Origin of the sequence: Erwinia sp. V71 (assembly GCF_965644245.1) — a bacterium.
Taxonomy (GTDB): Bacteria; Pseudomonadota; Gammaproteobacteria; order Enterobacterales; family Enterobacteriaceae; genus Erwinia.
Map to the genome: position 1 here is coordinate 1 of NZ_CBFFRK010000010.1, position 26,819 is coordinate 26,819.

General features: G+C 55.0%; 24 protein-coding genes. 13 read left to right on the plus strand and 11 right to left on the minus strand.

Going from position 1 to position 26,819, the window contains the following annotated elements; genetic code table 11:
* Positions 1 to 69 precede the first annotated feature (69 nt).
* Complete coding sequence (locus ACSZO1_RS03845) at positions 70 to 1,710, plus strand: methyl-accepting chemotaxis protein (RefSeq protein WP_437609837.1); 1,641 nt, start codon at positions 70 to 72, stop codon at positions 1,708 to 1,710.
* Positions 1,711 to 1,772: 62 nt separating this feature from the next.
* Here the strand turns inward: ACSZO1_RS03845 and mltB are convergent, their stop codons facing one another.
* Entirely contained in the window at positions 1,773 to 2,870 is a 1,098-nt protein-coding gene (gene mltB, locus ACSZO1_RS03850) for a lytic murein transglycosylase B (protein WP_437609695.1), read from the minus strand.
* A 121-nt stretch (positions 2,871 to 2,991) separates the two neighbouring features.
* Between mltB and ACSZO1_RS03855 the strand changes: the two genes are divergently transcribed.
* Positions 2,992 to 3,420, plus strand: a complete 429-nt coding sequence (locus ACSZO1_RS03855; RefSeq protein ID WP_437609697.1) for an N-acetyltransferase family protein — start codon at positions 2,992 to 2,994, stop codon at positions 3,418 to 3,420.
* Positions 3,421 to 3,512: 92 nt separating this feature from the next.
* On the opposite strand, the gene apbC is transcribed toward ACSZO1_RS03855, so the two are convergent.
* Positions 3,513 to 4,625, minus strand: a complete 1,113-nt coding sequence (apbC, locus tag ACSZO1_RS03860; protein ID WP_437609699.1) for an iron-sulfur cluster carrier protein ApbC — start codon at positions 4,623 to 4,625, stop codon at positions 3,513 to 3,515.
* Positions 4,626 to 4,838: 213 nt separating this feature from the next.
* On the opposite strand from apbC, the gene metG reads away from it, so the two are divergent.
* The 6 genes from metG to sanA all read left to right on the plus strand — a co-directional run bounded on the left by metG (position 4,839) and on the right by sanA (position 11,846).
* Positions 4,839 to 6,872: a methionine--tRNA ligase gene (metG, locus tag ACSZO1_RS03865; protein ID WP_437609701.1), complete on the plus strand. Its 2,034-nt coding sequence runs from the start codon at positions 4,839 to 4,841 to the stop codon at positions 6,870 to 6,872.
* A gap of 201 nt (positions 6,873 to 7,073) precedes the next feature.
* On the plus strand, positions 7,074 to 7,466 hold the full coding sequence (locus ACSZO1_RS03870) for a CidA/LrgA family protein (protein ID WP_437609703.1): 393 nt from the start codon (positions 7,074 to 7,076) through the stop codon (positions 7,464 to 7,466).
* Complete coding sequence (locus ACSZO1_RS03875) at positions 7,459 to 8,151, plus strand: CidB/LrgB family autolysis modulator (RefSeq protein WP_437609705.1); 693 nt, start codon at positions 7,459 to 7,461, stop codon at positions 8,149 to 8,151. Before ACSZO1_RS03870 ends, ACSZO1_RS03875 begins: the two co-directional genes overlap by 8 nt.
* A 121-nt stretch (positions 8,152 to 8,272) precedes the next feature.
* Complete coding sequence (cdd, locus tag ACSZO1_RS03880) at positions 8,273 to 9,163, plus strand: cytidine deaminase (protein ID WP_437609708.1); 891 nt, start codon at positions 8,273 to 8,275, stop codon at positions 9,161 to 9,163.
* A 125-nt stretch (positions 9,164 to 9,288) separates the two neighbouring features.
* Complete coding sequence (locus ACSZO1_RS03885) at positions 9,289 to 10,986, plus strand: NAD-dependent malic enzyme (protein ID WP_437609711.1); 1,698 nt, start codon at positions 9,289 to 9,291, stop codon at positions 10,984 to 10,986.
* Positions 10,987 to 11,123: 137 nt separating this feature from the next.
* Entirely contained in the window at positions 11,124 to 11,846 is a 723-nt protein-coding gene (gene sanA / locus ACSZO1_RS03890; RefSeq protein WP_437609713.1) for an outer membrane permeability protein SanA, read from the plus strand.
* 122 nt (positions 11,847 to 11,968) lie between these two features.
* Here sanA and mglC read toward each other — a convergent pair whose 3' ends face one another.
* The 7 genes from mglC to ACSZO1_RS03925 all read right to left on the minus strand — a co-directional run bounded on the left by mglC (position 11,969) and on the right by ACSZO1_RS03925 (position 20,300).
* Positions 11,969 to 12,979: a galactose/methyl galactoside ABC transporter permease MglC gene (mglC, locus tag ACSZO1_RS03895; protein ID WP_437609715.1), complete on the minus strand. Its 1,011-nt coding sequence runs from the start codon at positions 12,977 to 12,979 to the stop codon at positions 11,969 to 11,971.
* Positions 12,980 to 12,998: 19 nt separating this feature from the next.
* Positions 12,999 to 14,519 carry a galactose/methyl galactoside ABC transporter ATP-binding protein MglA gene (gene mglA / locus ACSZO1_RS03900; protein ID WP_437609717.1) on the minus strand — a complete coding sequence of 507 codons (1,521 nt, stop codon included), beginning with the start codon at positions 14,517 to 14,519 and terminating at the stop codon, positions 12,999 to 13,001.
* A gap of 73 nt (positions 14,520 to 14,592) precedes the next feature.
* A complete protein-coding gene (gene mglB, locus ACSZO1_RS03905; protein WP_437609719.1) occupies positions 14,593 to 15,588 on the minus strand; it encodes a galactose/glucose ABC transporter substrate-binding protein MglB in 996 nt (331 codons plus the stop codon).
* A gap of 355 nt (positions 15,589 to 15,943) precedes the next feature.
* On the minus strand, positions 15,944 to 16,984 hold the full coding sequence (galS, locus tag ACSZO1_RS03910) for an HTH-type transcriptional regulator GalS (protein WP_437609722.1): 1,041 nt from the start codon (positions 16,982 to 16,984) through the stop codon (positions 15,944 to 15,946).
* Positions 16,985 to 17,143: 159 nt separating this feature from the next.
* On the minus strand, positions 17,144 to 18,304 hold the full coding sequence (gene yeiB, locus ACSZO1_RS03915; RefSeq protein ID WP_437609725.1) for a DUF418 domain-containing protein YeiB: 1,161 nt from the start codon (positions 18,302 to 18,304) through the stop codon (positions 17,144 to 17,146).
* 64 nt (positions 18,305 to 18,368) lie between these two features.
* Positions 18,369 to 19,037, minus strand: a complete 669-nt coding sequence (gene folE / locus ACSZO1_RS03920) for a GTP cyclohydrolase I FolE (RefSeq protein ID WP_437609727.1) — start codon at positions 19,035 to 19,037, stop codon at positions 18,369 to 18,371.
* A 135-nt stretch (positions 19,038 to 19,172) separates the two neighbouring features.
* A complete protein-coding gene (locus tag ACSZO1_RS03925; protein ID WP_437609730.1) occupies positions 19,173 to 20,300 on the minus strand; it encodes a YbfB/YjiJ family MFS transporter in 1,128 nt (375 codons plus the stop codon).
* Between the two features lie 149 nt (positions 20,301 to 20,449).
* On the opposite strand from ACSZO1_RS03925, the gene ptrR reads away from it, so the two are divergent.
* The 5 genes from ptrR (at position 20,450) to ACSZO1_RS03950 (ending at position 24,454) form a co-directional block, all read left to right on the plus strand.
* Entirely contained in the window at positions 20,450 to 21,337 is an 888-nt protein-coding gene (gene ptrR / locus ACSZO1_RS03930) for a putrescine utilization regulator PtrR (RefSeq protein WP_437609732.1), read from the plus strand.
* Between the two features lie 51 nt (positions 21,338 to 21,388).
* Positions 21,389 to 22,513, plus strand: coding sequence for an S-(hydroxymethyl)glutathione dehydrogenase/class III alcohol dehydrogenase (locus tag ACSZO1_RS03935; protein ID WP_437609734.1), 1,125 nt, complete (start codon positions 21,389 to 21,391; stop codon positions 22,511 to 22,513).
* 24 nt (positions 22,514 to 22,537) lie between these two features.
* Positions 22,538 to 23,368, plus strand: a complete 831-nt coding sequence (gene fghA / locus ACSZO1_RS03940) for an S-formylglutathione hydrolase (RefSeq protein ID WP_437609840.1) — start codon at positions 22,538 to 22,540, stop codon at positions 23,366 to 23,368.
* A 193-nt stretch (positions 23,369 to 23,561) separates the two neighbouring features.
* The gene (locus ACSZO1_RS03945) at positions 23,562 to 24,101 is read left to right on the plus strand and encodes an RNase A-like domain-containing protein (RefSeq protein ID WP_437609736.1); all 540 of its coding nucleotides are present in this window, start codon (positions 23,562 to 23,564) and stop codon (positions 24,099 to 24,101) included.
* A gap of 11 nt (positions 24,102 to 24,112) precedes the next feature.
* The gene (locus ACSZO1_RS03950; protein WP_437609738.1) at positions 24,113 to 24,454 is read left to right on the plus strand and encodes a contact-dependent growth inhibition system immunity protein; all 342 of its coding nucleotides are present in this window, start codon (positions 24,113 to 24,115) and stop codon (positions 24,452 to 24,454) included.
* A 52-nt stretch (positions 24,455 to 24,506) separates the two neighbouring features.
* Here the strand turns inward: ACSZO1_RS03950 and ACSZO1_RS03955 are convergent, their stop codons facing one another.
* Positions 24,507 to 25,292: an ABC transporter ATP-binding protein gene (locus tag ACSZO1_RS03955; protein WP_437609740.1), complete on the minus strand. Its 786-nt coding sequence runs from the start codon at positions 25,290 to 25,292 to the stop codon at positions 24,507 to 24,509.
* Positions 25,292 to 26,374, minus strand: coding sequence for a FecCD family ABC transporter permease (locus tag ACSZO1_RS03960; RefSeq protein ID WP_437609742.1), 1,083 nt, complete (start codon positions 26,372 to 26,374; stop codon positions 25,292 to 25,294). Before ACSZO1_RS03960 ends, ACSZO1_RS03955 begins: the two co-directional genes overlap by 1 nt.
* Between the last annotated feature and the right edge of the window lie 445 nt (positions 26,375 to 26,819).

The window sequence follows — 26,819 nt, forward strand, 5'->3', positions numbered from 1 at the left end:
GGTTCCGGCAGCCTTCAGTGGTCTTTGCAGAGTTAAGACAGGCGGCTTAGCGTTGCACTTCGAACTTGAATCCGCCTCATCCTGATACTGGTGATCTTCAGCGGGCTGCAACTCCTTTCTGGTTCGCTCTTTCTGAAAGCTATTTATGGGGATAAAGATAACTTCGCCACCAGCAGCATCGTCTCCGGCCAGCAAAGCGCCATGGGTGATGCCAGACATACGCTGGTAAAAACCCGCGTCACCATCAACCGGGTGGCAATCCGTATCTTAAAAAACCAGACAGACCCGGCAGCGCAGGCAGCGATCACCAAACTGCTCGACACCGCGGAAGTGATGCTGAAAGACGCACAGCAAAACTTTGACAGCTACAAACAATTTCCGCAGGTAGCAGGCCAGAACCCGGAAATCGCCAGTGACCTGGAGAAAAAATACCAGGGCATGTACGACATTATGAAGATGTCTATCCAGTACCTGCGTGCCAATAACTACCCGGCTTATGGCAACCTTGAAGCCCAGGACGCTCAGGACAACCTCGAAACCGCGTATGAAAAATGGCGTGAGCAGAATGGCCTGCTGCTGAAAGAGGGCATTGCACAGAATGAAAGCGGCTTTAACACCATGGTGGTGGTACTGATCGGTATGGCGGTACTGGTGCTGGTGATGGTGGTCTTTGTCTGGACACTGGTGCGCAAAATCCTGCTGACGCCACTCAGCCAGCTGCAGACCCAGATTAAAAACATTGCCAGCGGTGACCTGACCGCGCAACTGCAGCTCAGCGGCCGCAGCGAAATGGCAACGCTGGCCGGCAGCCTGAACGAAATGCAACAGGCGCTGATCGCCACCGTCAGCAACGTGCGCGACAGCTCTGACGCCATCTTCAGCAGCGCCAGTGAAATCTCTTCCGGCAACATCGACCTGTCAGCCCGTACCGAGCAGCAGGCCGCTTCACTGGAAGAAACCGCCGCCAGTATGGAGCAGTTAACCGCGACGGTGAAACAGAACGCCGACAACGCCCGTCAGGCGTCACATCTGGCGAAAACCGCCTCCGAGACGGCCGATAAAGGCGGCAAAGTGGTCAGTGGCGTGGTGAAAACCATGCATGATATTGCCGACAGTTCGAAGAAAATTGCCGATATCACCAGCGTCATCGACGGTATCGCCTTCCAGACCAATATCCTGGCGCTGAACGCCGCGGTTGAAGCCGCACGTGCCGGTGAGCAGGGTCGTGGCTTTGCGGTGGTGGCAGGTGAAGTGCGTAACCTCGCCCAGCGTAGTGCGCAGGCGGCGAAGGAGATTAAAGGGCTGATTGAAAACTCGGTACAGCGAGTGAATGTCGGTTCCGAGCAGGTCGCCAGCGCGGGTGAAACCATGCAGGAGATCGTCAGTGCCGTGGTACGCGTGACCGATATTATGGGCGAAATTTCCTCGGCATCGGATGAACAGAGCCGTGGTATCGACCAGATTGGTCAGGCGGTCAATGAAATGGATCGCGTCACGCAGCAGAACGCCACGCTGGTACAGGAATCGACGGCCGCATCAGCCTCGCTGGAATCGCAGGCCAGTCGTCTGTCGCAGGCCGTGGCGGTCTTCCGCATCGGTCGCCAGCAGCCTGCACCAGTGGCCATCGCCCCCGTGCGTGCGCCAGTCAGCACCGCGAAGGCTCTGCCGGCTGCCGCCAGCAGCAGCAATGACAACTGGGAAACCTTCTGATTGTCACAATAAAAACAGGGGAGCATACTCCCCTGTTTTCTTTGCCACTCTCTGCACGAAGATTAACGCGCCAGCGCCACCGCTTCACCCAGTTGCCATACTGCCATTGCATAGTGATTGCTGTGGTTATAGCGGGTAATCGCATAGAAGTTCGGCAGACCATACCAGTACTGATATGAGGTACCCATATCAAACTTCAGCAGACTCACCTGCTGGCTGCTCGCTGGCAGTGGCGTTTGTGGTCGCAGGCCTGCTGCCGCCAGTGTCGCCGGGCTGTAACGGGTTTTAAAACCGCTTTCCAGCGCAGGCGCCTGACCGACAGCCTGAATAGCGATCGGCTGATTGCTCTGCCAGCCATGCTGCTTAAAGTAGTTAGCGACACTGCCGATGGCATCAACCGGGTCCCACAAGTTGATATGACCATCGCCATTAAAATCGACCGCATAATCCTTAAACGATGACGGCATAAACTGCCCGTAACCCATGGCTCCGGCAAACGAACCACGCAGATCCAGCGGATCATCCTGCTCACTGCGCGCCATCAGCAGGAAGGTTTCCAGCTCACCGCTGAAATACTCCGCACGGCGCGGATAGGCAAACGCCAGCGTTGCCAGCGCATCGAGGATACGTGTTTTACCCATCACACGACCCCAGCGGGTTTCCACGCCAATAATGCCGACAATGATTTCCGGCGGTACGCCATAAACACGCAGCGCGCGGTCCAGCGCATCCTGATACTGATGCCAGAACACCACACCATTCTGGATATTGGCGGGCTGGAGGAATTTATCGCGATAGCGAATCCACGCACCGTTCGGGCCAGTCGGCCCCTGCACGCTTGGTGCCTGACGATCCATCAGCTTCAGCACATAATCCAGCTGCTTCGCCTGCGCCAGTACATCGTGCAGTTGCTGACGATCGAAACCATGCACACTCACCATGTGCTCAATAAAACGCTCGGTGGCCGGATTACCGGCAAAATCGCCGCTGAGCGGGTGAATATTGTGCGCAGGCTGGAGCAGAAAACCGCCACGAGGCGCGGACGTGCTACTCTCATGAAAAGGATTGCCGGAGGTCTGCGGTTGAGCGGGCTGACCCGGTTTGCTGCTGCAGGCAGCCAGTAAAGTCACAAGCGGTAGTAAAGTCAAAAGAGAGCGCATTGCAAATCCATGTTGCGGTTACGATATGATTTGTATGGTAAGCATTGCCACGCGCCGAGTAAAAAGAAATACAGCCATTTTTAACTAAATTTACGCAGTCACCGGTCAGCAGGAGAACCTTGTGCAGATTCGTCCCTTTAGCGAAGCCGATCGTCCGTTTTTACGCACGCTATTTTTAGCTTCACGCAAGGCCAGCTGGCACTGGCTGGACAGCAGCGACTGGCGGCTGGAGGATTTTGATCGCGTCACGCTGGGGGAAACGATTCTGGTGGCCGAAGACGAGGGGCATCGGCTGGGGTTCGCCGCGTATCTGCCGAACGACAACTTCCTTCACAGTCTGTTTGTCGACCCGGCAGCACAGGGAAAAGGCGCAGGCAGCGCACTGCTGCAGGCGGTGCAGCAGCGCTTTACCTCAACCGGGGCGCTAAAATGTCTGACGGAAAACCTGCACGCCCGCGAATTCTATGAACAGCATGGCTGGCAGGTGATTTCCCATGGTGAGAGCGACCAGGGCAGCTGGTTGCTGATGCACTATGTGCTGAGGCGATGAATCGTTGATGTCATGCTGGGCAAAAAGCCGGGCGCGATGCTGATTCCCCCTCCTCCATTCCGGCGTTCCCCGCGCATGGCGAAGCAGCCTGCCTACACCGTGCGAAACGCGATATCCCCCGGGATCACCTCACCCTGCCAGTAAAGCTGTGCGGCCACGGCTCCCGCCAGCTGGCGATAGAGCGTGGTAAATTCACTGTCAGGACGCCGTGCCACCGTCGGCTGGCCGACATCCAGATCTTCGCGCAGCGTAATATGCAACGGCAACTGGCTCAGCAAGCGGGTCTGGTAGCGTTCCACCAGCTGCTGTGCGCCGCCGCTGCCGAAAATCGCTTCGTGATGGCCGCAGTTGCTGCAGATATGCATGCTCATATTCTCGACCACGCCCAGCACCGGCACATTCACTTTCTCAAACATCACAATGCCTTTGCGTGCATCAATCAGGGCAATATCCTGCGGCGTCGTGACCACAATCGCCCCGGTGACCGGCACATTCTGCGCCAGCGTCAGCTGAATATCACCGGTGCCGGGTGGCATATCGAGGATCAGGTAGTCCAGTTTCGGCCACAGCGTTTCATTCAGCAACTGCATCAGTGCCTTGCTGGCCATCGGGCCGCGCCACACCATCGCGTTATCGTCCGTCACCAGGTAACCAATCGAGTTGGTCGCCAGGCCATGTGCCATAATCGGCGCCATATGCGTGCCATCCGGCGAAGTCGGTCGCTGGTCGTCGGTTCCTAACATATTCGGCAGCGACGGTCCGTAAATATCTGCATCCAGAATACCCACCTTCGCGCCTTCGGCAATCAAGGCCAGCGCCAGATTCACCGCGGTGCTCGATTTCCCCACTCCACCTTTGCCAGAGCTGACCGCAATAATATTGCGCACGCCATTGACGCCCGGGTGATTCTTCACCCGTTTCAGGGTGGCGATATCATGGCTGAGGCGCCAGTTAATCGCGCTGGCGCCAGTGATACGCAGCAATTCCGCGCTGGTGCTGTCTTTCAGCTGTTCAAACGCGCTTTGCCAAGCAAACGGCATCAGCAGTTCGATATGCAGCGTATTGTCCATCAGCGCCACATGGTGCAGTGCTTTCAGTTTGCCCAGGTCGCGTTGCAGGGTTGGATGTTCGAAGGTGATCAGTACGCCCAGTACCATGGCGCGCAGCTGGTCAGGTGTCTGGTGCTCCAGGGATTCAGCACTCATCCCGGCTCCTTGATAACTTTTATGGTTTGTCTCCGCCATCCGCCTGGACAGCAGTTCTATTTGCTCTAAGCATACCAGATGTCAGCACAGTGCGCGTTGCCTGCCATGAATACCCGCTTTCCCTGCTGCGTAAAAAACCCTTTGTTTACGCGGGGTCGGCCTTTCGGGTAACATCTAAACCCCCTTTGCAACCAGAAGAAAGCAAGTTCTACTATGACTCAAGTCGCGAAAAAAATTTTGGTAACGTGCGCTCTGCCGTACGCGAACGGTTCTATCCATCTCGGCCACATGCTCGAGCATATCCAGGCAGATATTTGGGTCCGTTACCAGCGAATGCGCGGCAACCAGGCTTATTTCATCTGTGCGGATGACGCGCACGGCACGCCAATTATGCTGAAAGCTCAGCAGATGGGCATTACGCCAGAGCAGATGATTGCCGAAATGAGTCAGGAACATCAGACTGATTTTGCTGGCTTTAACATCAGCTACGACAACTATCACTCGACGCACAGCGACGAGAACCGCGAATTGTCTGAGCTGATTTACGGCCGCCTGAAAGAGAACGGTTTTATTAAAAACCGCACCATCTCTCAGCTGTACGATCCGGAAAAAGGCATGTTCCTGCCTGACCGTTTCGTCAAAGGCACCTGCCCGAAATGTAAATCGCCCGATCAGTATGGCGATAACTGCGAAGTGTGCAGCGCTACGTACAGCCCGACCGAGCTGATCGACCCGAAATCTGTGGTGTCCGGCGCAACGCCTGTGCTGCGTGATTCCGAGCACTTCTTCTTCGATCTGCCGGAATTCAGCGCCATGCTGCAGGCGTGGACCCGCTCCGGCGCCCTGCAGGAGCAGGTGGCGAACAAAATGCAGGAGTGGTTCGAATCCGGCCTGCAGCAGTGGGATATCTCACGTGATGCGCCGTACTTTGGCTTTGAGATCCCGGATGCGCCAGGTAAATACTTCTACGTCTGGCTTGATGCGCCGATTGGTTACATGGGCTCGTTCAAAAACCTGTGTGACAAACGTGGCGATATCGATTTCGATGCGTTCTGGAGAAAGGATTCTGATGCCGAGCTGTACCACTTTATCGGCAAAGATATCGTCTATTTCCACAGCCTGTTCTGGCCTGCAATGCTGGAAGGCAGCAACTTCCGTAAACCGACCAACCTGTTTGTGCACGGTTATGTGACAGTTAACGGCGCGAAAATGTCGAAATCGCGCGGCACCTTTATCAAGGCCAGCACCTGGCTGCAGCACCTCGATGCCGACAGCCTGCGCTACTACTACGCAGCGAAACTCTCTTCACGCATCGATGATATCGACCTGAATCTGGAAGATTTCGTGCAGCGCGTGAATGCCGATATCGTTAACAAAGTGGTGAACCTGGCGTCGCGCAACGCAGGCTTTATCAGTAAACGTTTCGGCGGCAAGCTGGCGAGCGAACTGGCCGATCCGGCGCTGTACAAAACCTTTACCGACGCTGCTGCCAGCATTGGTGAAGCCTGGAGCAGCCGCGAATTCAGCCGCGCGATCCGCGAAATCATGGCGCTGGCCGATATTGCCAACCGCTATGTCGATGAGCAGGCTCCGTGGGTGGTGGCGAAGCAGGAAGGCCGTGACGCCGATCTGCAGGCCATCTGCACCATGGGCATCAACCTGTTCCGCGTGCTGATGACCTGGCTGAAGCCGGTGGTGCCATCGCTGGCAGAACGCACTGAAGCCTTCCTGAACTGCGAACTGAGCTGGGACGGCATTGAGCAGCCGCTGCTGAACCACGACATTGCCGCGTTTAAAGCGCTGTATAACCGCATCGAAATGGATAAGGTGAATGGCCTGATTGAAGCGTCGAAAGAAGATGCCGCCAGCGCGAATAAACCTGCGCTGACTGGCCCGCTGGCTGACGATCCCATTCAGGACACCATTACCTTTGATGATTTCGCCAAAGTGGATATGCGTATTGCGCTGATCCAGAAAGCGGAATTTGTCGACGGTTCCGACAAGCTGCTGCGCCTGTCACTGGATTTAGGTGGCGAAAGCCGTCAGGTGTTCTCCGGCATCCGTTCCGCTTATCTGGACCCGGCGGTGCTGGAAGGTCGTCTGACAGTGATGGTGGCTAACCTGGCACCACGCAAAATGCGTTTTGGTGTGTCGGAAGGCATGGTGATGGCGGCGGGTCCTGGCGGTAAGGATATCTTCCTGCTCAGCCCGGACAGCGGCGCTCAGCCAGGCATGCAGGTGAAGTAACGCCCCTTCTGCCCCTTCCCCCGTCCGCGGGGAAAGGGCAAGGGATGGAGGAACAAGAGGCATCCGTGCTGATTTTCCCCCTCCCCAGCCCTCCCCCATTGTATGGGGAGGGTGCTGTTCCAGTCCCCCTTCAGATAGGGTAAAGGTGCAGTTCCAGCCCCTTTCCTGATACGGAAAGACAATCACTAACCGGAGTTCGTCATGCCCGCTGTACTGTCTGTCTGCTGGCGTTATCTGCGTGCTTTCGCCATCATTTATCTTTGTCTGTATGCCGGTATCAGCATCTCTGCCCTGCTCCCCATTACCATTCCCGGCAGTATTCTTGGCATGCTGGTACTGTTCGCCCTGCTGTCGTTGCAAATTCTGCCGGTGGACTGGGTCAGACCGGGCTGCCATCTGTTGATCCGCTATATGGCGCTGCTGTTTGTGCCGATCAGCGTCGGTATCATGACCTATGGCGATATTCTCAGCGCTCAGTTTGGCCCGATTGTTGTCTCATGCGTACTCAGCACACTGATGGTGCTGGTGATTGTTGCGCTGACCTCGCAGCGGATGCAGGGTAAGCCAGTGAAACAGGAAAGCCATCATGATTGATTTCTGGTGGTCACTGCCGCTGACACTGCTGGTGTTCTTTGGCGCACGCCGGCTGGCGGCAAAAACCAAAATCGCCCTGCTTAACCCGCTGCTGGTATCGATTGTGGTGATTGTGCCGATTCTGCTACTGATCAATATGCCGTATGCACGCTACTTTGCCGGCAGTACCCTGCTGAACAGCCTGCTGCAGCCGGCGGTGGTCGCGCTCGCCTTGCCGCTGTATGAGCAAATTCATCAAATTCGTGCTCGCTGGAAATCGATTATCAGCGTCTGCTTTATTGGCAGTCTCAGCGCCATGATTTCCGGCACCGCGATTGCCCTGTGGCTGGGCGCGACCCCGGAAATTGCCGCCACCATTCTGCCGAAATCGGTGACCACGCCGATTGCCATGGCCATTTCCGCCTCGCTTGGCGGCATTCCGGCGATCAGTGCAATTTGTGTGCTGCTGGCCGGTTTACTTGGCGCAATCTTTGGTCATATGCTGCTCAATCTGCTGCAGGTACGCAGCAAAGCGTCACGCGGACTGGCGATCGGTAATGCCTCGCATGCCCTTGGCACCGCGCGCTGCGCCGAGATTGATTTCCAGGAAGGCGCGTTCAGCTCACTGGCGCTGGTGATCTGCGGTATTATTACCTCACTGCTGGCACCGATTATGTTTCCGCTGCTGCTGCGGCTGCTGGGCTAAAACTTGCGATAAGTCTCGCAAATCAGAGTTAACTTTCATGGATTGCATTGCCAGAGAGATATAGATCACATATAACGCATTGACTATGATGACGAATGACGACACCACCAGGAGGCGCGCAATGCATCCACGTTTTCACTCTGCGTTTACCACTCTGACGCCCGATCTCCAGCATGCGCTGGAACCGATGCTGAATGCTGGTGACTTTAGCGCCAGCTTTAGCGCATCGCAGATCGCTGCCCTGCAACAACATACTGCTCTTGATGATGATGCGCTGGCACTGGCGCTGCTGCCACTGGCCGCCGCCTGTGCGGTGGCACCGTTGTCGAATTTCAATGTCGGCGCAGTCGCGCGCGGAGTCAGCGGCAGCTGGTATTTTGGCGCCAATATGGAGTTTGTCGGCGCAACCATGCAGCAGACAGTGCATGCCGAACAGAGCGCAATTACCCACGCCTGGCTGAAAGGCGAAACCGCGCTGGCCGCCATCACCGTTAACTACTCACCCTGTGGTCATTGCCGCCAGTTTATGAACGAACTGAACAGCGGCACGCAGCTGCGTATCTGCCTGCCAGAGCGTGCACCCGCCACGCTGGCCGATTATCTGCCGCACGCGTTTGGTCCGCGTGACCTGGCGATTGATACCCTGCTGCTGGACCCGATTGACCACGGCTATCTGGCTTCCGGCGATGCGCTGGAACAACAGGCGATTGCCGCTGCCAGCCGCAGCCACGCCCCTTACAGTCAGGCGCATAGCGGTGTGGCGCTGGAAATCGCCGATGGCCAGATCTTTGCCGGACGCTATGCCGAAAACGCCGCCTTTAATCCCAGCCTGCCGCCGCTGCAGGCCGCACTGATCCTGCGCAATATGCACAACGCCAGCGCAGAACCTGTCGTTCGCGCGGTGCTGGCAGAAAGCACCAGCGCAAAACTGAGCCAGCGTTCCGCCACTGAGGCCACCCTGAAAGCGCTGGGTTGCGAAAATGTCCGGACAATTTCTCTTCAGCACGCTTGATCAGCGACAAATAACCTCGATAAAGATCGCAGCTTTTGTTATCAGCCGTTAACAAAAGCTGTACTTCTGCACGAATTATCTTAGGATCTGGCAGCACAACATCATAAGCCAGGGGCTAGTTTTCAATGGAACTCGATTACGAGAGTAAAAGACCGTTATACATACCTTACGCCGGACCTATTTTGCTGGAATTCCCGCTGCTGAATAAAGGCAGTGCTTTTTCTGTCGAAGAACGTAATGACTTTAATCTCAATGGGCTGTTGCCGGAAACCGTTGAGACCATCGAAGAACAGGCGGAACGCGCCTGGCGTCAGTTCCAGGACTTCAAGAACAATAACGACAAACACGTCTACCTGCGCAATATCCAGGACACCAACGAAACCCTGTTCTATCGCCTGCTGGACAACCATCTCGAAGAGATGATGCCAATCATCTACACCCCGACAGTTGGCGCAGCCTGCGAACACTTCTCTGAAATTTACCGCCGTGCGCGTGGTCTGTTTATCTCCTACCCGAACCGCGCCAATATCGAAGACATGCTGCAGAACGCCACCAAACAGAATGTAAAAGTCATCGTGGTGACTGACGGCGAACGTATTCTTGGTCTGGGCGACCAGGGTATCGGTGGTATGGGTATTCCTATCGGTAAACTGTCGCTGTACACCGCCTGTGGCGGTATCAGCCCGGCCTATACCCTGCCGGTGGTGCTGGATGTCGGTACTAACAACCAGCAGTTGCTGAACGACCCGCTGTATATGGGCTGGCGTCATCCGCGTATTACTGGCGAAGAGTATGATGAATTCGTCCATGAATTTATCCTCGCGGTGAAAAACCGCTGGCCAAACGTGCTGCTGCAGTTTGAAGATTTCGCGCAGAATAATGCCATGCCACTGCTGGAGCGTTATCGTGATGAAGTCTGCTGCTTCAACGACGATATTCAGGGCACCGCTGCCGTCGCGCTCGGCACGCTGATTGCCGCCAGCCGTGCGGCAGGCAGCAAACTGTGCGATCAGAAAGTGGTCTTCCTTGGCGCGGGTTCCGCCGGTTGTGGTATCGCGGAGCAGATTATCGCGCAGATGAAATCGGAAGGTCTCACCGATGAAGAAGCGCGCGCACGCGTGTTTATGGTGGATCGCTTTGGCCTGCTGACTGACAAACTGCCTAACCTGCTCAATTTCCAGAGCAAGCTGGTGCAGAAGAGTGACAAACTGACAGGCTGGGATGTCAGTTCTGATTCCGTTTCGCTACTGGATGTGGTGCGTAATGCCAAACCGGACATCATGATCGGCGTATCAGGCCAGCCAGGTCTGTTCACCGAAGAGATCATCCGTGAAATGCATAAACACTGTGCACGGCCGATTATTATGCCACTGTCCAACCCGACCTCACGTGTGGAAGCAACACCGCAGGATATCCTGACCTGGACCGACGGCGCGGCGCTGGTTGCTACCGGCAGCCCGTTTGCCCCGGTAATGGTAAAAGGCAACACTTACCCTATCGCACAGTGCAACAACTCCTATATCTTCCCAGGCATTGGCCTCGGTGTGATTGCCTCTGGCGCAACCCGCGTCACCGACAGCATGCTGATGGCAGCAAGCCGTGCGCTGGCCGATTGTTCACCGCTGGTGAATGAAGGTACAGGTCCGGTATTGCCGGATGTGAAAGATATCCAGGGTGTATCCAAAGTGATCGCCATGGCGGTTGGTAAAGCAGCGCAGCTGGCAGGCGTTGCAGTGGTGACCTCAGAAGATGTGCTGTCGAAAGCGATCGCCAGTAACTTCTGGCTGCCGCAATATCGTCAGTACCGTCGCACCTCTATCTGACCCGTCTCTGCCGGGCACATCATCAGTGCCCGGCATTGCCTAAAAAGACGGCAGGTGACCGCATGTGACTTGCTTCGCTGCGACGCCTCAAGTAGCCTTGACTCATCCCTTTTCCGCCAGACTGAGCACACTTAAGCATGTTAAAACGCTTGATTTATAGTCTGATTATCATCATCTCGCTGATGGTCATCACTGCGCTCGGCCTGGATCGCTGGATTAGCTGGAAAACCGCTCCCTATATCTACGAAGATTTAACCTCCCTGCCCCATCGCCAGGTTGGTGTGGTATTAGGCACGGCCAAATATTATCGCACCGGGGTGATCAATCAGTATTACCTGTATCGTATGCAGGGTGCGCTTAACGCCTACAACAGCGGCAAGGTCAATTATCTGCTGCTGAGCGGTGATAATGCCCTGCAGAGCTACAACGAGCCGATGACCATGCGCCGCGATCTGATCGCCGCAGGCGTGGAACCCAGCGACATCGTGCTGGATTATGCCGGTTTCCGCACGCTGGATTCGATTGTGCGTACGCGTAAGGTGTTTGATACCAACGACTTTATTATCATCACGCAGCGCTTCCACTGTGAACGGGCGCTGTTTATTGCGCTGCATATGGGTATCCAGGCGCAATGCTATGCCGTGCCCTCACCGAAGGATATGCTGAGTGTACGCGTGCGCGAAGTCGGTGCACGCCTCGGGGCGCTGGCCGACCTCTATCTTATGAAGCGCGAGCCCCGTTTTCTCGGCCCGCTGGTGCCGATCCCGGCACCGCATGAAGTACCGGAAAACGCGCAAAGCTATCCGGCAGTCTCACCGGAACAGTTGCTGGAACTGCAGCAGAAGCAGGAAAAAAGATAAAAAAAACGGGTGGCTGCGGCCACCCGTTTCATTTCACTCTGGCAAAAATGGCTCCCGATACTGTTCGTATTCCTGAGAGAACCGCCCAGGCTGTTCAGCCCGTGGCGGTATTGCCTTCATGACTATTTCTTACGCGCATACTTCAGTGAGTCGAGTGCCACAGCGAAGATAATAATGCCGCCCTTGATGATGTACTGCCAGTAAGGGTTAACGCCGATGTAGGTCAGACCGTAGTTGATCACGGTAAAGATAATCACACCGGTCACCACGCCCGCCACCGTACCGACACCACCGGCAAAGGACACACCGCCTACCACACAGGCAGCAATGGCATCCAGCTCATACATAAAGCCGAGGTTGTTGGTCGCACTGCCGATACGACCCGCTTCCAACAGACCACCGAAGGCGTAGAACACGCCAGACAGCGCATAGATCAGGATCAGGTTTAATGGCACATTCACGCCGGACACTTTTGCCGCTTCCGGGTTACCACCGATAGCGAAAATGTTTTTACCAAAGCGCGTCTTGTTCCACAGGATCCAGACAAACACCACGGCGATCATCGCATAGAAGGTGATATAGGAGAGCTTAAAGCCACCGATACGGAAGAAGCCCTGCGCAAAGGTGGAGAAGCCGGAATCAAAGCCCGCCACAGGCGAAGCACCGACAAAATCGAAATACAGTGAGTTAATGCCGTAGACAATGATCATGGTGCCGAGGGTGGTAATAAACGGCGTCACTTTCAGATAGGCAATAATAATCCCGTTAACCAGACCAATCAGCGCACCAATCACACACACGGTCAGGATCACCAGCGGAATCGGCACTGTTTCCAGGTTCGGGAACACTTTGTTGGCGTTGTCCATCGCCTGCAGCAGCGTGGCCGCGACCACCGCCGCCAGACCAACCTGACGACCCGCTGACAGGTCAGTGCCCTGGGTGACAATCAGGCCCGCCACCCCCAGTGCGATAATGACACGCACGGAAGACTGCGTCAGAATATTACTGAAGTTAGTTAAGCTAAGGAAAGAGGGATCCTGGAAAATAATAATTGCCAGCAACACCAGCAATACGACGTAAATACCGCCTTCTTTTAACCAGGTGAGCGCATTTTTCTTATTCACTGCTTTCATGGTAACAGCCCTTACATCATTAAAGGTGTAACGACGCTAAACGCAATATTTCGTTCTGCGTGGTGTTTTTTGTTTCGACAATGCCCGCAACCAGGCCATTACTCATTACCAGTATTCTGTCGGTAATCCCTAACAGTTCTGGCATTTCAGAAGAGATAATAATAATGCCCTTCTCTTTCTTCGCCAGTTCGGCAATCAGCTGATAAATTTCAAACTTGGCCCCCACGTCAATACCGCGCGTTGGCTCATCGAGCATGAGAATTTCTGGCTGGGTTAATAACCAGCGGCCAATAATGACCTTTTGCTGGTTACCGCCGGAAAGCGAACCAATTGCAGTATGATGTCCAGGCGTTTTTACCCGCATGGAGTCAATCACCCACTGGGTATCGCTTTTCATCTTACTGTTATCGAGCAGACCGAGGCTGTTTTTATATTTACGGATATTGGAGATCAGTGAGTTAAAACCGATATCCAGATAAGCGTAAATACCGGTTGAACGGCGTTCTTCCGTCACCAGCGCAAAACCGTGGTTAATGGCTTCGTTGGCGTTGTCGTTGTTAATCGCTTTGCCATGCAGCTTAATGGTGCCGCTGGATTTTTCGCGAATACCAAACAGTGTTTCCACGATATCGGTACGTTTCGCGCCAACCAGCCCGGCAACCCCCAGGATCTCGCCTTTGCGTAAATCAAACGACACGTCGCGAATCGAGGGCTGGCTGCGTGACGTCAGGTTACGCACCTCCAGAATCGTCTCGCCAGGCACATTGGTTTTATCCGGGAAACGCTGGCTCAGGGAACGGCCGACCATCATGGCGATAATCTTGTCCATATCCAGCCCTTCCAGCGGCTGGGTGGCAATCCACTGACCATCACGCAGAACGGTTATTTCGTCACACAGCTGGAAAATCTCTTCCATCTTGTGCGAGATATAAACAATGCCACAGCCCCGCTCTTTTAACTTACGGATAATGGTAAACAGATGGTTTACCTCTTTCTCCGTTAATGACGAGGTAGGTTCGTCCATAATGACGATTTTCGCGTTGTAGGAGAAAGCTTTAGCGATTTCGATCATCTGCATCTGCGACACAGACAGTACCGCAACTTTCTCACGCGGATCGATATCAATATCTAATTCATCAAATATCGCTTTGGTGTCGCGATACATTTTATCCTGGTCAACAAACAGCCCTTTTTTTGGATAACGGCCAAGCCACATGTTATCCATGACGGTACGTTGTAAAACCAGGTTTAATTCCTGATGCACCATCGACACGCCATTTTCCAGCGCCTCTTTGGAGCTTTTAAAATTAATTTCCTCACCCTGAAACAGGATGCTCCCCGTATCTTTGCTATAAATACCAAACAGGCATTTTAATAAAGTCGATTTACCGGCGCCGTTTTCACCCATCAATGCATGAATCGAGTGCGGCCGGACTTTTAAATTGACGTTGTCTAATGCCTTCACCCCGGGAAATGACTTACTGACATTGGTCATCTCCAGCAGGAACTCACGCTGCGGTGTCATATTATCACTGGCCATAATTTACCTGGCTGAAAAAAGTCATTCGGACAAGTTAACCCGGGGAGCCATAAAATATGGCTCCCCGCGGTGATTATTTCACGAACTGTGACAGATTATCTTTATCGATTGGCACGTAAGCAACGCGAACCACTTTGCCGTCCAGTTTATAGTTAGTGCCTTCAGTTGCAGGTTTACCATTCGCGAGGTTGTTCGCCATATCAATGGTCGCTTTCGCCTGGTTTTCCGCATCATTCAGTACCGTACCGGCCATAGCGCCAGATTTAACCAGCGCCAGCGCTTCTGGTAATGCATCCACACCGAAGACCGGAATGCTGGTTTTATTGTGAGCTTTCAGCGCTTCAACCGCACCCATCGCCATGGCATCGTTGTTGGCGATCACCACTTCGATTTTGTTACCGTTCGGACCAGACAGCCATGCATCCACTTTGTCTTTCGCCTGTGCGGTATCCCACATTGCGGTATCCATGTGCAGCTGCTGGGTTTTCAGGCCATCTTTATTCAGGGTGTCGATCACGTATTTGGTACGTGCTTCAGCATCCGGGTGACCCGGCTCGCCTTTCAGCAGTACGAACTGAATCTGACCATCTTTATTCAGATCCCAGGCTGAATTCGCTTTCCAGTGTTTCTCAATCAGCTCGCCCTGCTTGATACCAGACTCTTTTGAGTCAGTACCCACGTAGTAGGCTTTGTCATAGCTGGCCATCACTTTCGCATTTGGCTCTTTGTTGAAGAACACCACCGGTACATCGTTAGATTTGGCTTTATCCACCACTACAGCCGCAGCCGCTGGGTCAACCAGGTTAATTGCCAGGGCTTTCACGCCTTTCGCCAGCAGCACGTCAACCTGGTCGTTCTGGGTTGACTGGCTGTTTTGCGAGTCGTTCATTAACAGCTGAACACCCGGCAAATTCCTGGCTTCTTTCTCAATATCCTTGCGAACCACTGACATAAAGTTGTCGTCATACTTGTAAATGGTCACACCAATGCGGGTATCTGCTGCGTGCGCCGTTGCGCCAAACATCATGCTGGCAACCAGGGCTGTGAGGGTAAACGCCTTCTTATTCATAGTATCTCCGGTATTTGGCAGGGTATTTCCGCGCCTTTCCCGGAGGCTGTCAGCTCACCAGGGAAGGCTATCGGTACTAAACTCGGCAATGTGCGTGTTATCACCATGTTGCACATTACCAATGCAAAACCTGACTTCCTTGCTGACTGACCCTTTTCGCTTCCGGCCGTAGCGGAAAATCGAACGGGTCGCATGCTTCCTGAAACATCGTCAAAAAATCGTGACGCCGGGGTGATATGGACGCATCACCGCTCACTGCTGATGCGTTACATCTTGTTTCCCCCCCGACATTGCGCTGTCATCATAGTGAGCGCCATGTTAATTAACTGTGAATTTACTCACAGATTGGAAACGGTTACATGGGGGAATCGCCTGAATTAGTGACGGGCTCCACACTTTGTCTCACCGCCACGGAGTGACGACGCACCAGGGTCGGCATAAAGCAGTGCTGAGCCGCAGGATCAAGCTGCCCGGCAGAACCTTTCAGCGCCAGCTCTGTTGCCAGTTTTGCCATAGAAACAATGGGATAGCGCACAGTGGTCAGTTGCGGATCGGTATAGCGGGAAATGGGAATATCGTCGAAACCAATGATGGAAAGCTGCTGCGGTACGCGAATACCATTATCTTTCAATGCAGTGAGCGCACCGGCCGCCATACTGTCATTGTAGGCAAATACCGCCGTCAGGCGTAAATTACGCCCCAGCAGTTCCACCATCGCCGCTTCACCACCCTGCATATCGGGTTCGCCACTGGCGATCCAGCTTTCCGGTGGAGAGCCCCCCTGCTCTGCCAGCGCCTGATGCCAGCCTTCGCGCCGTTGCTGGACGTCTTCAATCGGATGACAGGAGCAGAGATAACCAATGCGCCCATGCCCCTGCTGTTGCAGCATCCGCGTCGCCATTAACGCGCCGCTGACATTATCCAGGCAGACACAGCGATGGGCGTAGCCCGGCACCACGCGGTTAATCAGCACCATTCCCGGCACCTGATCCATAAAACGCGCCAGTTCAGCGTCTGAAAGCGTTTTCGCGTGAACGATTAACGCAGTGCAGCGCTGACGAATCAGCACTTCAATCGCATGGCGCTCTTTCTCTTCCTGATGCCAGGAGTTGCTGATCAGCACATGTTTGTTGACCCGCTGGGCGACAGTATCCACGGCCTTGACCAGCGCGCCGAAGAAGGGATCGGATACATCCATCACCACCACGCCAATGGTATCGCTGGCCTGGGTCGCCAGCGCCTGCGCATTCGCGTTCGGACGGTAACCGAGTGATTCCACCGCCTGCAACACATTCTCGCGGGTTTCCGCCGTCACCGCGCTGTGGTTGTTCAGCACACGTGACACCGTCGCCACCGAGACGCCTGCAAGGCGTGCAACATCGCGGATAGTAATCATGGACGCCTGGCCTTGCTAACAGTTGATCGCATCGTTTTTCCCGACATCTGGTTTTTTTATGTCGGGTATTTTGCCAGGCGCGACGCTGCAACAGCGTGAATCTCGTCACACAGATGAAAACGGTTACATACAATTCTGTAACCTTTGTGATGGCCGTCATTATCCGGCGCGGGAATTCTCCACCGGCTGGCCGGCAGCAAGGCGGGTCAGATGACGCCACAACCACTCCAGCGGCCCCTGGCGGAAGTAACGTAACCACAATACGGAGAACAGCAGATTGCAGGCCCAGACAGCAGGCACTACCGCCAGCAGTTGCAGGCGATCCAGCTGCATAAACCAGTTGAAGTGATAGAACAGTGTGGTGCACAGCAGAGTTTGTAACAGGTAATTGGTCAGTGCCATACGACCAACGCAACTGATGGCATGGGTTATTTTTAACTGCGCCAGCTGCGGCCAGTAGGCGAAACAGAACGCGGCATAGGCCAGCGCCTGCAGCGGTGCGCCCAAATCACGCGGTGTCTGCAGCAGAAACGCGGTCCAGCGGAAATCCCAGCGCAGATACCACTGCAGGAAAATGCCAGGGATCTGAATCGCAAAGGCAACGGCGAGCAGTAACCACGCGGTACGGCGGTAGTGCTGCTGGCTGAATTCGCCTTTCAGCCAGCCGCTGCGCATCAGCGCACCCCCGACCATCATCGCACCCGCCAGCTGCCAGCCATACTGCGATCCCAGCGCCAGCAGGCTGGACGAGAGATGATGAAGCCGGTTTTGCACCGCTTCCCAGCCACCGGCCACTTTCCAGTAAGCTTCATACTGCAAATCGGCCACGCCCGGCAGCCATGAGCTGTTCGGCTTACCGTCAGAAATCAGATTGAATACCACCAGCACCGCCACACCAATCAGGTACAGCAGCACACCGGTATTAAACAGCGAACGGGTGGACGGCACATCGCGGATCATCCGCCAGGCAATCAGCCCGATAATGCCGTAATCAAGCAGGATATCCCCTTCCCAGAAAAACACCGCATGGACAAATCCCAGCAATGCCAGCCAGGTCAGGCGCGACTGCAGCCAGCGTTTACCGCGCGGCAGCAGCATCTGTAAACCGGCACCAAACAGAATGGCGAACAGCGTCAGAAACTTCACCTGGGCAAACAGATCGAGCGTCGCCCATGTCCAGAAATCACTGACAGAAGGCAGGCCGCGCCAGGCGGGATTAAGGTAAGCAGCGGAAGGAAGACCAAAGGCGCTGATATTGAGTAACAGAATGCCGAGAACAGCGAGACCACGAATAAAATCCAGCGTGATATTGCGTTGCATTAAGGTTCCCTGTTAAGCGAATCAGCCCTCTCCCGCGTACGGGAGAGGCAAAAGAAGGTACGAATCAGCTGTGATGACGCACCGCGCGTAAAAATTCCTGACGCGTATTCTGACTGGATTTGAACAGGCCACCCAGTGACGTGGTGGTGGTGGCGCTGGTGGCGTCACGAATGCCGCGTGCTTTGACACAATAATGCACTGCATCAATTGATACCGCTACGTTATTGGTCCCCAGCAGGGTTTGCAGCGCCAGCAGGATTTGCTGTGTCAGACGCTCCTGCACCTGCGGACGTGACGAGAAGAACTGCACAATGCGGTTGATCTTCGACAGACCAATCACTTTATCTTTCGGGATATAAGCAACAGTCGCCTTGCCATCGATAATGACAAAATGGTGTTCGCAGGTGCTGGTCAGCGTGATATCGCGTACCGTGACCATCTCGTCCACTTTCATTTTGTTTTCGATCAGCGTGATTTTCGGGAAATTGGCGTAATCCAGACCGGAAAACACTTCATCGACATACATTTTTGCGATGCGGTGCGGCGTTTCCGCCAGGCTGTCATCGGTCAGATCCAGATTCAGCAACTGCATGATTTCTGTCATATGACCGGTGATCAGGCGCTTGCGTGTTTCGTCGTCCATATCGCGCACAGGTTCGCGTAACGGGGTTTCCAGGCCGCGCTCGACCAGCGCTTGATGAACCAGGGCAGCTTCCTGACTTAACGTAGCCATATCAATTTTTTCTCCGGCAGGTGTTGCATCCGCCCGATGCAGCGATTCAGCGGGCAGACAAGTTTCTGAGGGCGTATTTTGAAACACTACTCCTGTTTAATCCAGTGAATCAAATTAAATGACGTTGAAAGAGTTTCATTTACCGCGGCGCACCACCAGCAATCCGGCGATAATCAGCCCGACTCCCGCCACATACAGCGCCGGTTCCAGCCGATGGGTCAGGCTGGTGGAGAGCGCGGACAGCATCGGTCCCACCAGCTGGCCGATGGCGTAACCGGTGGCCAGCAGCCCGGCCATGTAGCGCGTATGCTGCGGCGCCAGTTCACGCCCATACTGCAGCGCCAGCTGTACCACGCTAAGGAAACCTCCGCCCACCAGCAGCGCGCCCAGCGCCAGACCACTGATACCCGGCAACAGATCGGCGGCAAACACACCGAGCGCCTGCGCCCACAGCGTCAGCGCCAGACGGAAATTAGCCGTGGCGTAATGACGCGTCAGAATCCCCAGCCCAATACCAATCACCGCCGCGCCGCCAAATACCGGCCAGACAAATTGTGCAAAAGCGCTGTCCGGAAAATGCGTCGCCGCCATTTGCGACAGGAAGGTGGCGGGCAGGATATAGCCAAACCCGGCCAGACTGTAACACAGCACCAGCCGCTTCAGCTGCGGCGTCAGCACCAGCGGCTCCGGTGCCGTGTCTGGCCGGTGCAGCTGACCGGCGCGCGGCAGATTGCGGGCGATCAGTGCGATCAGCAACAGCGCCAGCAAACCATAAGCGCCCCAGGCGAATGCCGCGCTGACACCAAACATATGTAACGCCACCGCCAGCATGCCACTGAGGAAGATACCGGTGCCCGGCCCGGCAAATACCGCCGCCGATAATCCCGGACGCCCATGCTGCAGCAGTTGTTCATTACTCCAGGCCGCCACCAGCACCATTGCCCAGCCACTGGCCCAGCCAATCAGAAAACGCACTGCGCCGTGCCACCACGGACCTTCCACCCAGGCGGAGAGCAGCGTCAGCGCCACGGCGCCCCAGACGCCGCATTGCAGGCGCAGCTCAACGCGGCGGCTGGCGCGCATCGCATCGAATGAACCACACAGATAGCCGAGGTAGTTAAACGCCGCCACCAGACCCGCGCTGGTTAAACTCAGCTGATGTTCATTAATCATCAGTGGCACCTGTGGAGTGAACGCAAAGCGCCCGATCCCCATTGCCACTACCAGCGATAAAAAGGCGCTCAGCGCCACACGCAGTGCCATTACTGTCTCCTCACTTGCCCTGTTATCCCCCTGTGCCGGGGGGCGTTTTTTTATGTCACCGTCCGTTAACGGTTGCCAGTATGATGCCTGCTGGTTAAACTCACGAAAAGTGAATAATCATAACCAAGTTACTTACGAGAAGTGAACAGATGGATTTAACCCAGTTACGCATGTTTTGTTCGGTAGCGGAAACCGGCTCGGTTGCGCGCGCTGCCGAGTTGCTGCATCGCGTACCGTCTAACCTGACCACCCGTCTGCGTCAGCTGGAGCAGGAGCTGGGGGTCGATCTGTTTATCCGCGAAAAGCAGCGTCTGCGCCTGTCGCCGATGGGGCATAACTTTCTCTGCTATGCCCAGCGCATCCTGGCGCTCAGTGAAGAAGCCCTGAGTATGACACGCACCGGTGAACCTGCCGGTAACTTTGCCCTGGGTTCAATGGAAAGCACTGCCGCCACCCGTTTGCCGGTACTGCTGGCCGCTTACCACCAGCGTTTCCCTGCGGTAGCGCTGTCGCTGATCACCGGCACCTCCGGCGAACTGATTGAACGGGTGCGTGAAGGCACCCTGGCCGCAGCACTGGTCGATGGCCCGGCGCCACATGATGAACTCAACGGCTGCGTCTCGTTTCGTGAACAGATGGTGCTGGTTTCCAGCCTCGATCACCGGCCGATTCACAGCCCGGCCGATGCCAGTGGCGATACGCTGTTCGCCTTCCGCCCCAGCTGTTCTTACCGTCTGCTGTTCGAGTCCTGGTTCCGCGACAGCGGTGTACAGCCCGGCAGCGTGATGGAGATGCAGTCTTACCACGCGATGATGGCCTGTGTTGCCAGTGGTGCAGGCGTGGCGATGATGCCCGCATCGGTACTGGCGCTGATGCAGGGTCAGGAGCGGGTGCAGGTGCATCCGTTACCTGAGCAATATCGCGACACCACTACCCTGCTGATCTGGCGGCGTGATGCCTTCACACCGAATGTGGAAGCACTGAAATACCTGATTATTGAGCAGTTCGACGATAAACCCGAGAACGAGCAGATTTGATTCATACTTTTATTTACGACATGCACTGACACTGAAAAAGAGGAAAAGACCGTGGAAATGATCAAAACGAGAGCCGCTGTGGCCTGGGCCGCTGGCGAACCACTGAAAATTGAAGAAGTGGATTTGATGCCGCCACAGAAAGGTGAAGTGCTGGTGCGTATCGTCGCCACCGGCGTGTGCCATACCGATGCCTACACCCTTTCCGGTAAAGATCCTGAAGGTGTGTTCCCGGCGATCCTCGGCCACGAAGGCGGTGGTGTTGTCGAAGCTGTCGGCGAAGGTGTTACCAGCGTCGCCGTCGGCGACCATGTGATCCCGTTGTACACCCCGGAGTGTGGCGAGTGTAAATTCTGTCTTTCCGGCAAAACCAACCTGTGCCAGAAAATTCGTACCACCCAGGGCAAAGGTCTGATGCCGGACGGCACCACCCGCTTCTTTAAAGACGGCAAGCCAATTTTCCACTATATGGGCACCTCTACCTTCTCCGAATACACCGTGGTACCGGAAATTTCACTGGCGAAAATCAGCAAAGAAGCGCCACTGGAAGAAGTGTGCCTGCTGGGCTGTGGTGTCACTACCGGTATGGGCGCCGTACTGAATACGGCGAAAGTGAAAGAAGGCGATACCGTGGCAATTTTCGGCCTCGGCGGCATTGGTCTGTCAGCGATTATCGGCGCAAAAATGGCGAAAGCGGGCCGTATTATTGGTATCGATCTGAATACCAGTAAATTCGATCTGGCACGCAAACTGGGTGCCACCGACCTGATTAACCCGAAAGATTATGATCGTCCAATTCAGGATGTGATTGTCGAAATGACCGATGGCGGCGTGGATTTCTCCTTCGAATGTATCGGTAACGTCAACGTGATGCGCTCCGCACTGGAGTGCTGCCACAAGGGCTGGGGCGAATCGGTAATTATCGGCGTCGCCGGTGCCGGTGAAGAGATTGCCACCCGCCCATTCCAGCTGGTCACTGGCCGCGTCTGGCGCGGTTCGGCATTCGGTGGCGTGAAAGGCCGTTCCCAGCTGCCGGGCATTGTGCAGCGCTATATGGACGGCGAATTCCAGCTGAATGACTTTATTACTCACACTATGCCGCTGGAGCAGATTAACGAAGCCTTTGATCTGATGCATGAAGGTAAGTCGATTCGCTCTGTGGTGCACTTTAGCAAGTAATCAGGAGGATTAATGCCATCCACTCTGGAGTTACTGGAAGAACACCGTATGTTTGGCGGCTGGCAGCAACGCTGGTGCCATCAGTCGGCGACACTGAACTGCGCGATGACGTTCAGCATTTTTCTGCCTGCGCCGAAAGAAGCTACGCCACCACCCGTGCTGTGGTTTCTCTCCGGCCTGACCTGCAACGATGAGAACTTTACCACCAAAGCGGGCGCACAGCGTGCCGCTGCGGAGCTGGGGCTGGTACTGGTGATGCCGGATACCAGCCCACGCGGTGAAAACGTACCCAATGATGACGGTTACGACCTCGGCCAGGGCGCGGGTTTCTATCTCAACGCCACGCAGGCGCCGTGGGCCACGCATTTCCGCATGTATGACTACATCAGTGAGGAGTTGCCAGCGCTGATAGCTGACAACTTTAAGGTCAGCGATCGTCAGGCGATCGCGGGTCACTCGATGGGCGGTCATGGCGCGCTGATGCTGGCGCTGCGCAATCCGGGAAAATATACCTCGGTGTCGGCATTTGCACCGATCGTCAATCCCTGCCAGGTACCGTGGGGCCAGAAAGCGTTCCTGAACTATCTGGGCGACGATCAGCTGCCATGGCGTGAGTACGACAGCTGCTGGCTGCTGCGCCAGGCAGAGTCACCGTTGCCAACGCTGATCGATCAGGGGGACAGCGATCAGTTCCTGGCCGATCAGTTGCAGCCGGAACGCTTAGAGGAAGTGGCAAAAGAGAAAGGCTGGCCGTTAACCCTGCGTATTCAGCCGGGTTACGACCATAGCTACTACTTTATTGCCAGCTTTATTGAAGATCATCTGCGTTTTCATGCGAAGCATCTGTTTATCTGACTTATTATATTACAGGCGGTATTTATACCGCCTTTTTCCTCTTCATCGTTCCATTAATCAGCATGAAAATCACTGCAAATCCGCATGATAAATCCAGATAAATCTCGCATTTCCGCAACGTGCATGTTATTCCATCTATAAATTATCCCGCATATATCCTAAAGTCTGGTTTTCAGGTATGGAGGGTAAACAGATGGACTTGTGGAACGTCGCTCTTCCCGCACAGATCAGTGCCCGTCTGCTGGCAGACATCATGGCAGATATCATGAAGACATCACTGTCAGAACATGAACAAAGCGCGGAATCGGGAGCGGCAGTGACTCTGCCAGCAGGCCATACACTGCGAAAACATGTCGCCAAATCTGATGCAGAACTCCGGGCGCGCTTAGTATGGGATCGCTACGCCAGAGCCAGCAGTGGTTTTTATCATGATAGTGCTTTTGCTGAGACGATCATTGCCAAAGCCATGCTGTCTCATCTTGCCGATGTGTATCACTGGTACATCGGTGATAAAAGTGCGACCGCGTGTCCGGCAGATGAGTGGGATAACGATAAAGACTTAACGATCCTCTATACCAATAATTTTCCTGTTGGCCGAACTTTCAGAAAGCGCCATCCTTGTGCACCACCGGTTGAGAAAAACAGAGTGAAGATCTTACTGCGCTGGATTGAAGAGCAGGAGACATCACTCAACAGTCGTCGCCATTTCGTTTTAACCGCATATCCATGTTAGGAGGGAACCTGATGATCAATACCTATCCGCGCATCCATAAAATGATGGGAGGCTATATCAATATGGATGCCAGTGACATTACCGGCCACTGCGACTATGAGGGGCAAATTCGCTACTACATGTCGCGTGTTTCACCGAAGGCACTCAGCGAGTTACTGACTGAGCTGGAATGCTTTGAGGCAGAACATCGTCCGAATCTGAGCGCAGATTTCGACAAAGCGTTTGATTATGGTGCGGATATAGAAGATGTCGCGCATTTTTTTGCGCTGATTCGTCAGTTGGTGGGTCATAAGCAGGTATCCGGTGTGCGCCCGCCGCAACGGCTCACCCGGAACCCCTGGCCGCTTCAGTGATTCACGCATAACAAATATAACGGGCGGTATCACTGCCGCCCATGATTCACGATTACAACTCCGGCTCTGCCACCAGACCATCAATCAGCACCTGTGGCGTACCCTGCGAGCAACGCTCAATACGGCCTTTGACGCCATACACCCGCGCCAGGCTGTCCGGCGTAATCACCTCTTCCGGCAAACCATCTGCAATCAGCTCACCATTCTGCAGCATCAGCACATGCTCACCATGGCGCAGGGCGATATTGATATCATGCACCACCACTACGGTGACAATATTACGCAGCTGCGTTTCGCGACGTACCAGGTCCATCACATGGAACTGATAATTCAAATCCAGCGCGCTAAGCGGTTCATCCAGCAACAGCAGTTCCGGGCGACGGATTAACGACTGCGCCAGACCCACCAGCTGTTTCTGTCCACCGGAAAGCTGATCAAGATAGCTCAGTGCCAGATGCGCAATACCCAGCTGTTCCAGCAGCGCCATTACTTCATTCTCACTGGCAGCGGTGCTGTGGCCGCCAGAGGCGCGCTGAGCAACAATGATTGACTCCAGCACATGCAGATGCACCCCGGCAGGCAGCGACTGCGGCAGATACACCACTTTCTCCGCACGACGGGCAAACGGCAGCGCCATCAGCTCTTCACCGTTCAGCCACAGTTCACCTTTGGCGCGATTCAGCCCGGCCAGCGAGCGCAGCAGAGTTGACTTGCCGCAGCCATTTGGCCCGAGCAGCACGGTGATTTTGCCGCGCGGCAACAAAGGAACATGCAGATTGTCGATAATCTGGCGCTTTGGATAACCGGCGTTAAAGCCGCGAATGGATAATCCCTGCATCAGACGTTCCCCCGGTGACGCAAAATAATACTCAGGAAGAACGGCACGCCAACCAGCGAGGTCACAATACCGACCGGAATAATGACACCCGGGATCAGATTCTTCGAAGCAACCGAGGCCATCGACAGCACCAGCGCACCAGTCAGCGCACTGGCGGGCAGATAGAAGCGGTGATCTTCACCAAACACCATGCGTGCGATATGCGGCGCAACCAGGCCAATAAAGCCAATCGGCCCGACAAACGCCACCGCCAGCGCCGACAGAATACTGATACGCAGCAGCGTACTCAGGCGCAATCTGCGCACGTCAATACCAAAACTGACTGCGCGATCTTCGCCCAGACGCAGCGCGGTCAGTTTCCACGAACTCATCATCGACCATGGCATCAGGATAATAAACACCAGCACCAGAATGCCGAGTTTCTCCCACGATGAACGCGCCAGGCTCCCCATGGTCCAGAACACCAGCCCCTGCAGGGTATCTTCGCTGGCGATAAACTGCATCATCGCCACCAGCGCATTGAAGGTGAACACCAGCGCAATACCAAACAGCACCACACCGGAAGTGGCGACCCGCGTCCAGCGCGTCACCGCATCGAGCATCAGCGCGGCAAACAAGGCAAAGACAAAGGCATTGGCGGAGATAAACCACTGATCCGGAATCCCCGGAATACCGATGCCCAGCACAATCGCCAGCGCAGCACCAAACGCCGCAGCCGACGACACGCCCAGGGTAAACGGACTTGCCAGCGGGTTATTCAGAATGGTTTGCATCTCAGCGCCCGCCAGACCGAGCGCCATGCCTACGATCACCGCCATCAGGGCATAAGGCAGGCGAATATCCCAGACGATCACCCGCGTACCGGCATCGACACTGTCGGGTTGCGTCAGGGCATGCCACAACGTTTCCAGCGACAGGCCAGACGGCCCAAGAGTAAAGTCGAGCAGCAGTGATGCCAGAATGGCCAGCAGCAGCACGCCCATAATCAGCAGGCGGTGACGTAAAAGTTGTTGATAGCGACCCATTACGCTCTGAACGGGATTTTTCTTCGCGTACGGCATGGGTTCCTGGGAAACACTCATGGTTCTGTACCTGTTATTTTTTTGCTTGTTTGCAGGAGGAAAAAGTAACGGCTGCCACAATAAAGGAAATGAGAATGGCTATCAATGCAATTCGTGATCCCAAACAACAGACGTAAAAAAAGCGCGTAAACGCGCCTTTTGATTGTTTTGGAATGCAAAGTGGCGTGCCAGCAACTTATCAATACAAGCCACAGAGAACACCAGTAGCAACCACGAAATTCAAAACTCAGGGAGCACCCACAGCAACGCTCAAACTCAAAGCGCAGGGAACACGGTCAGTGGAGGAAAGCGTCCCGCGCCATCGACGGCGCGGGCCGAGCGGTCATGGATGACGAAAAGCGACTTTCCGTAACTGACCGTGTTCCCTGAGCAGACACAGAACCTGCAGCGATGCCCTTTCTGGCGACGCTGCCGCCGTCAGGGAAGTGTCACTGCAAAAGTGCAC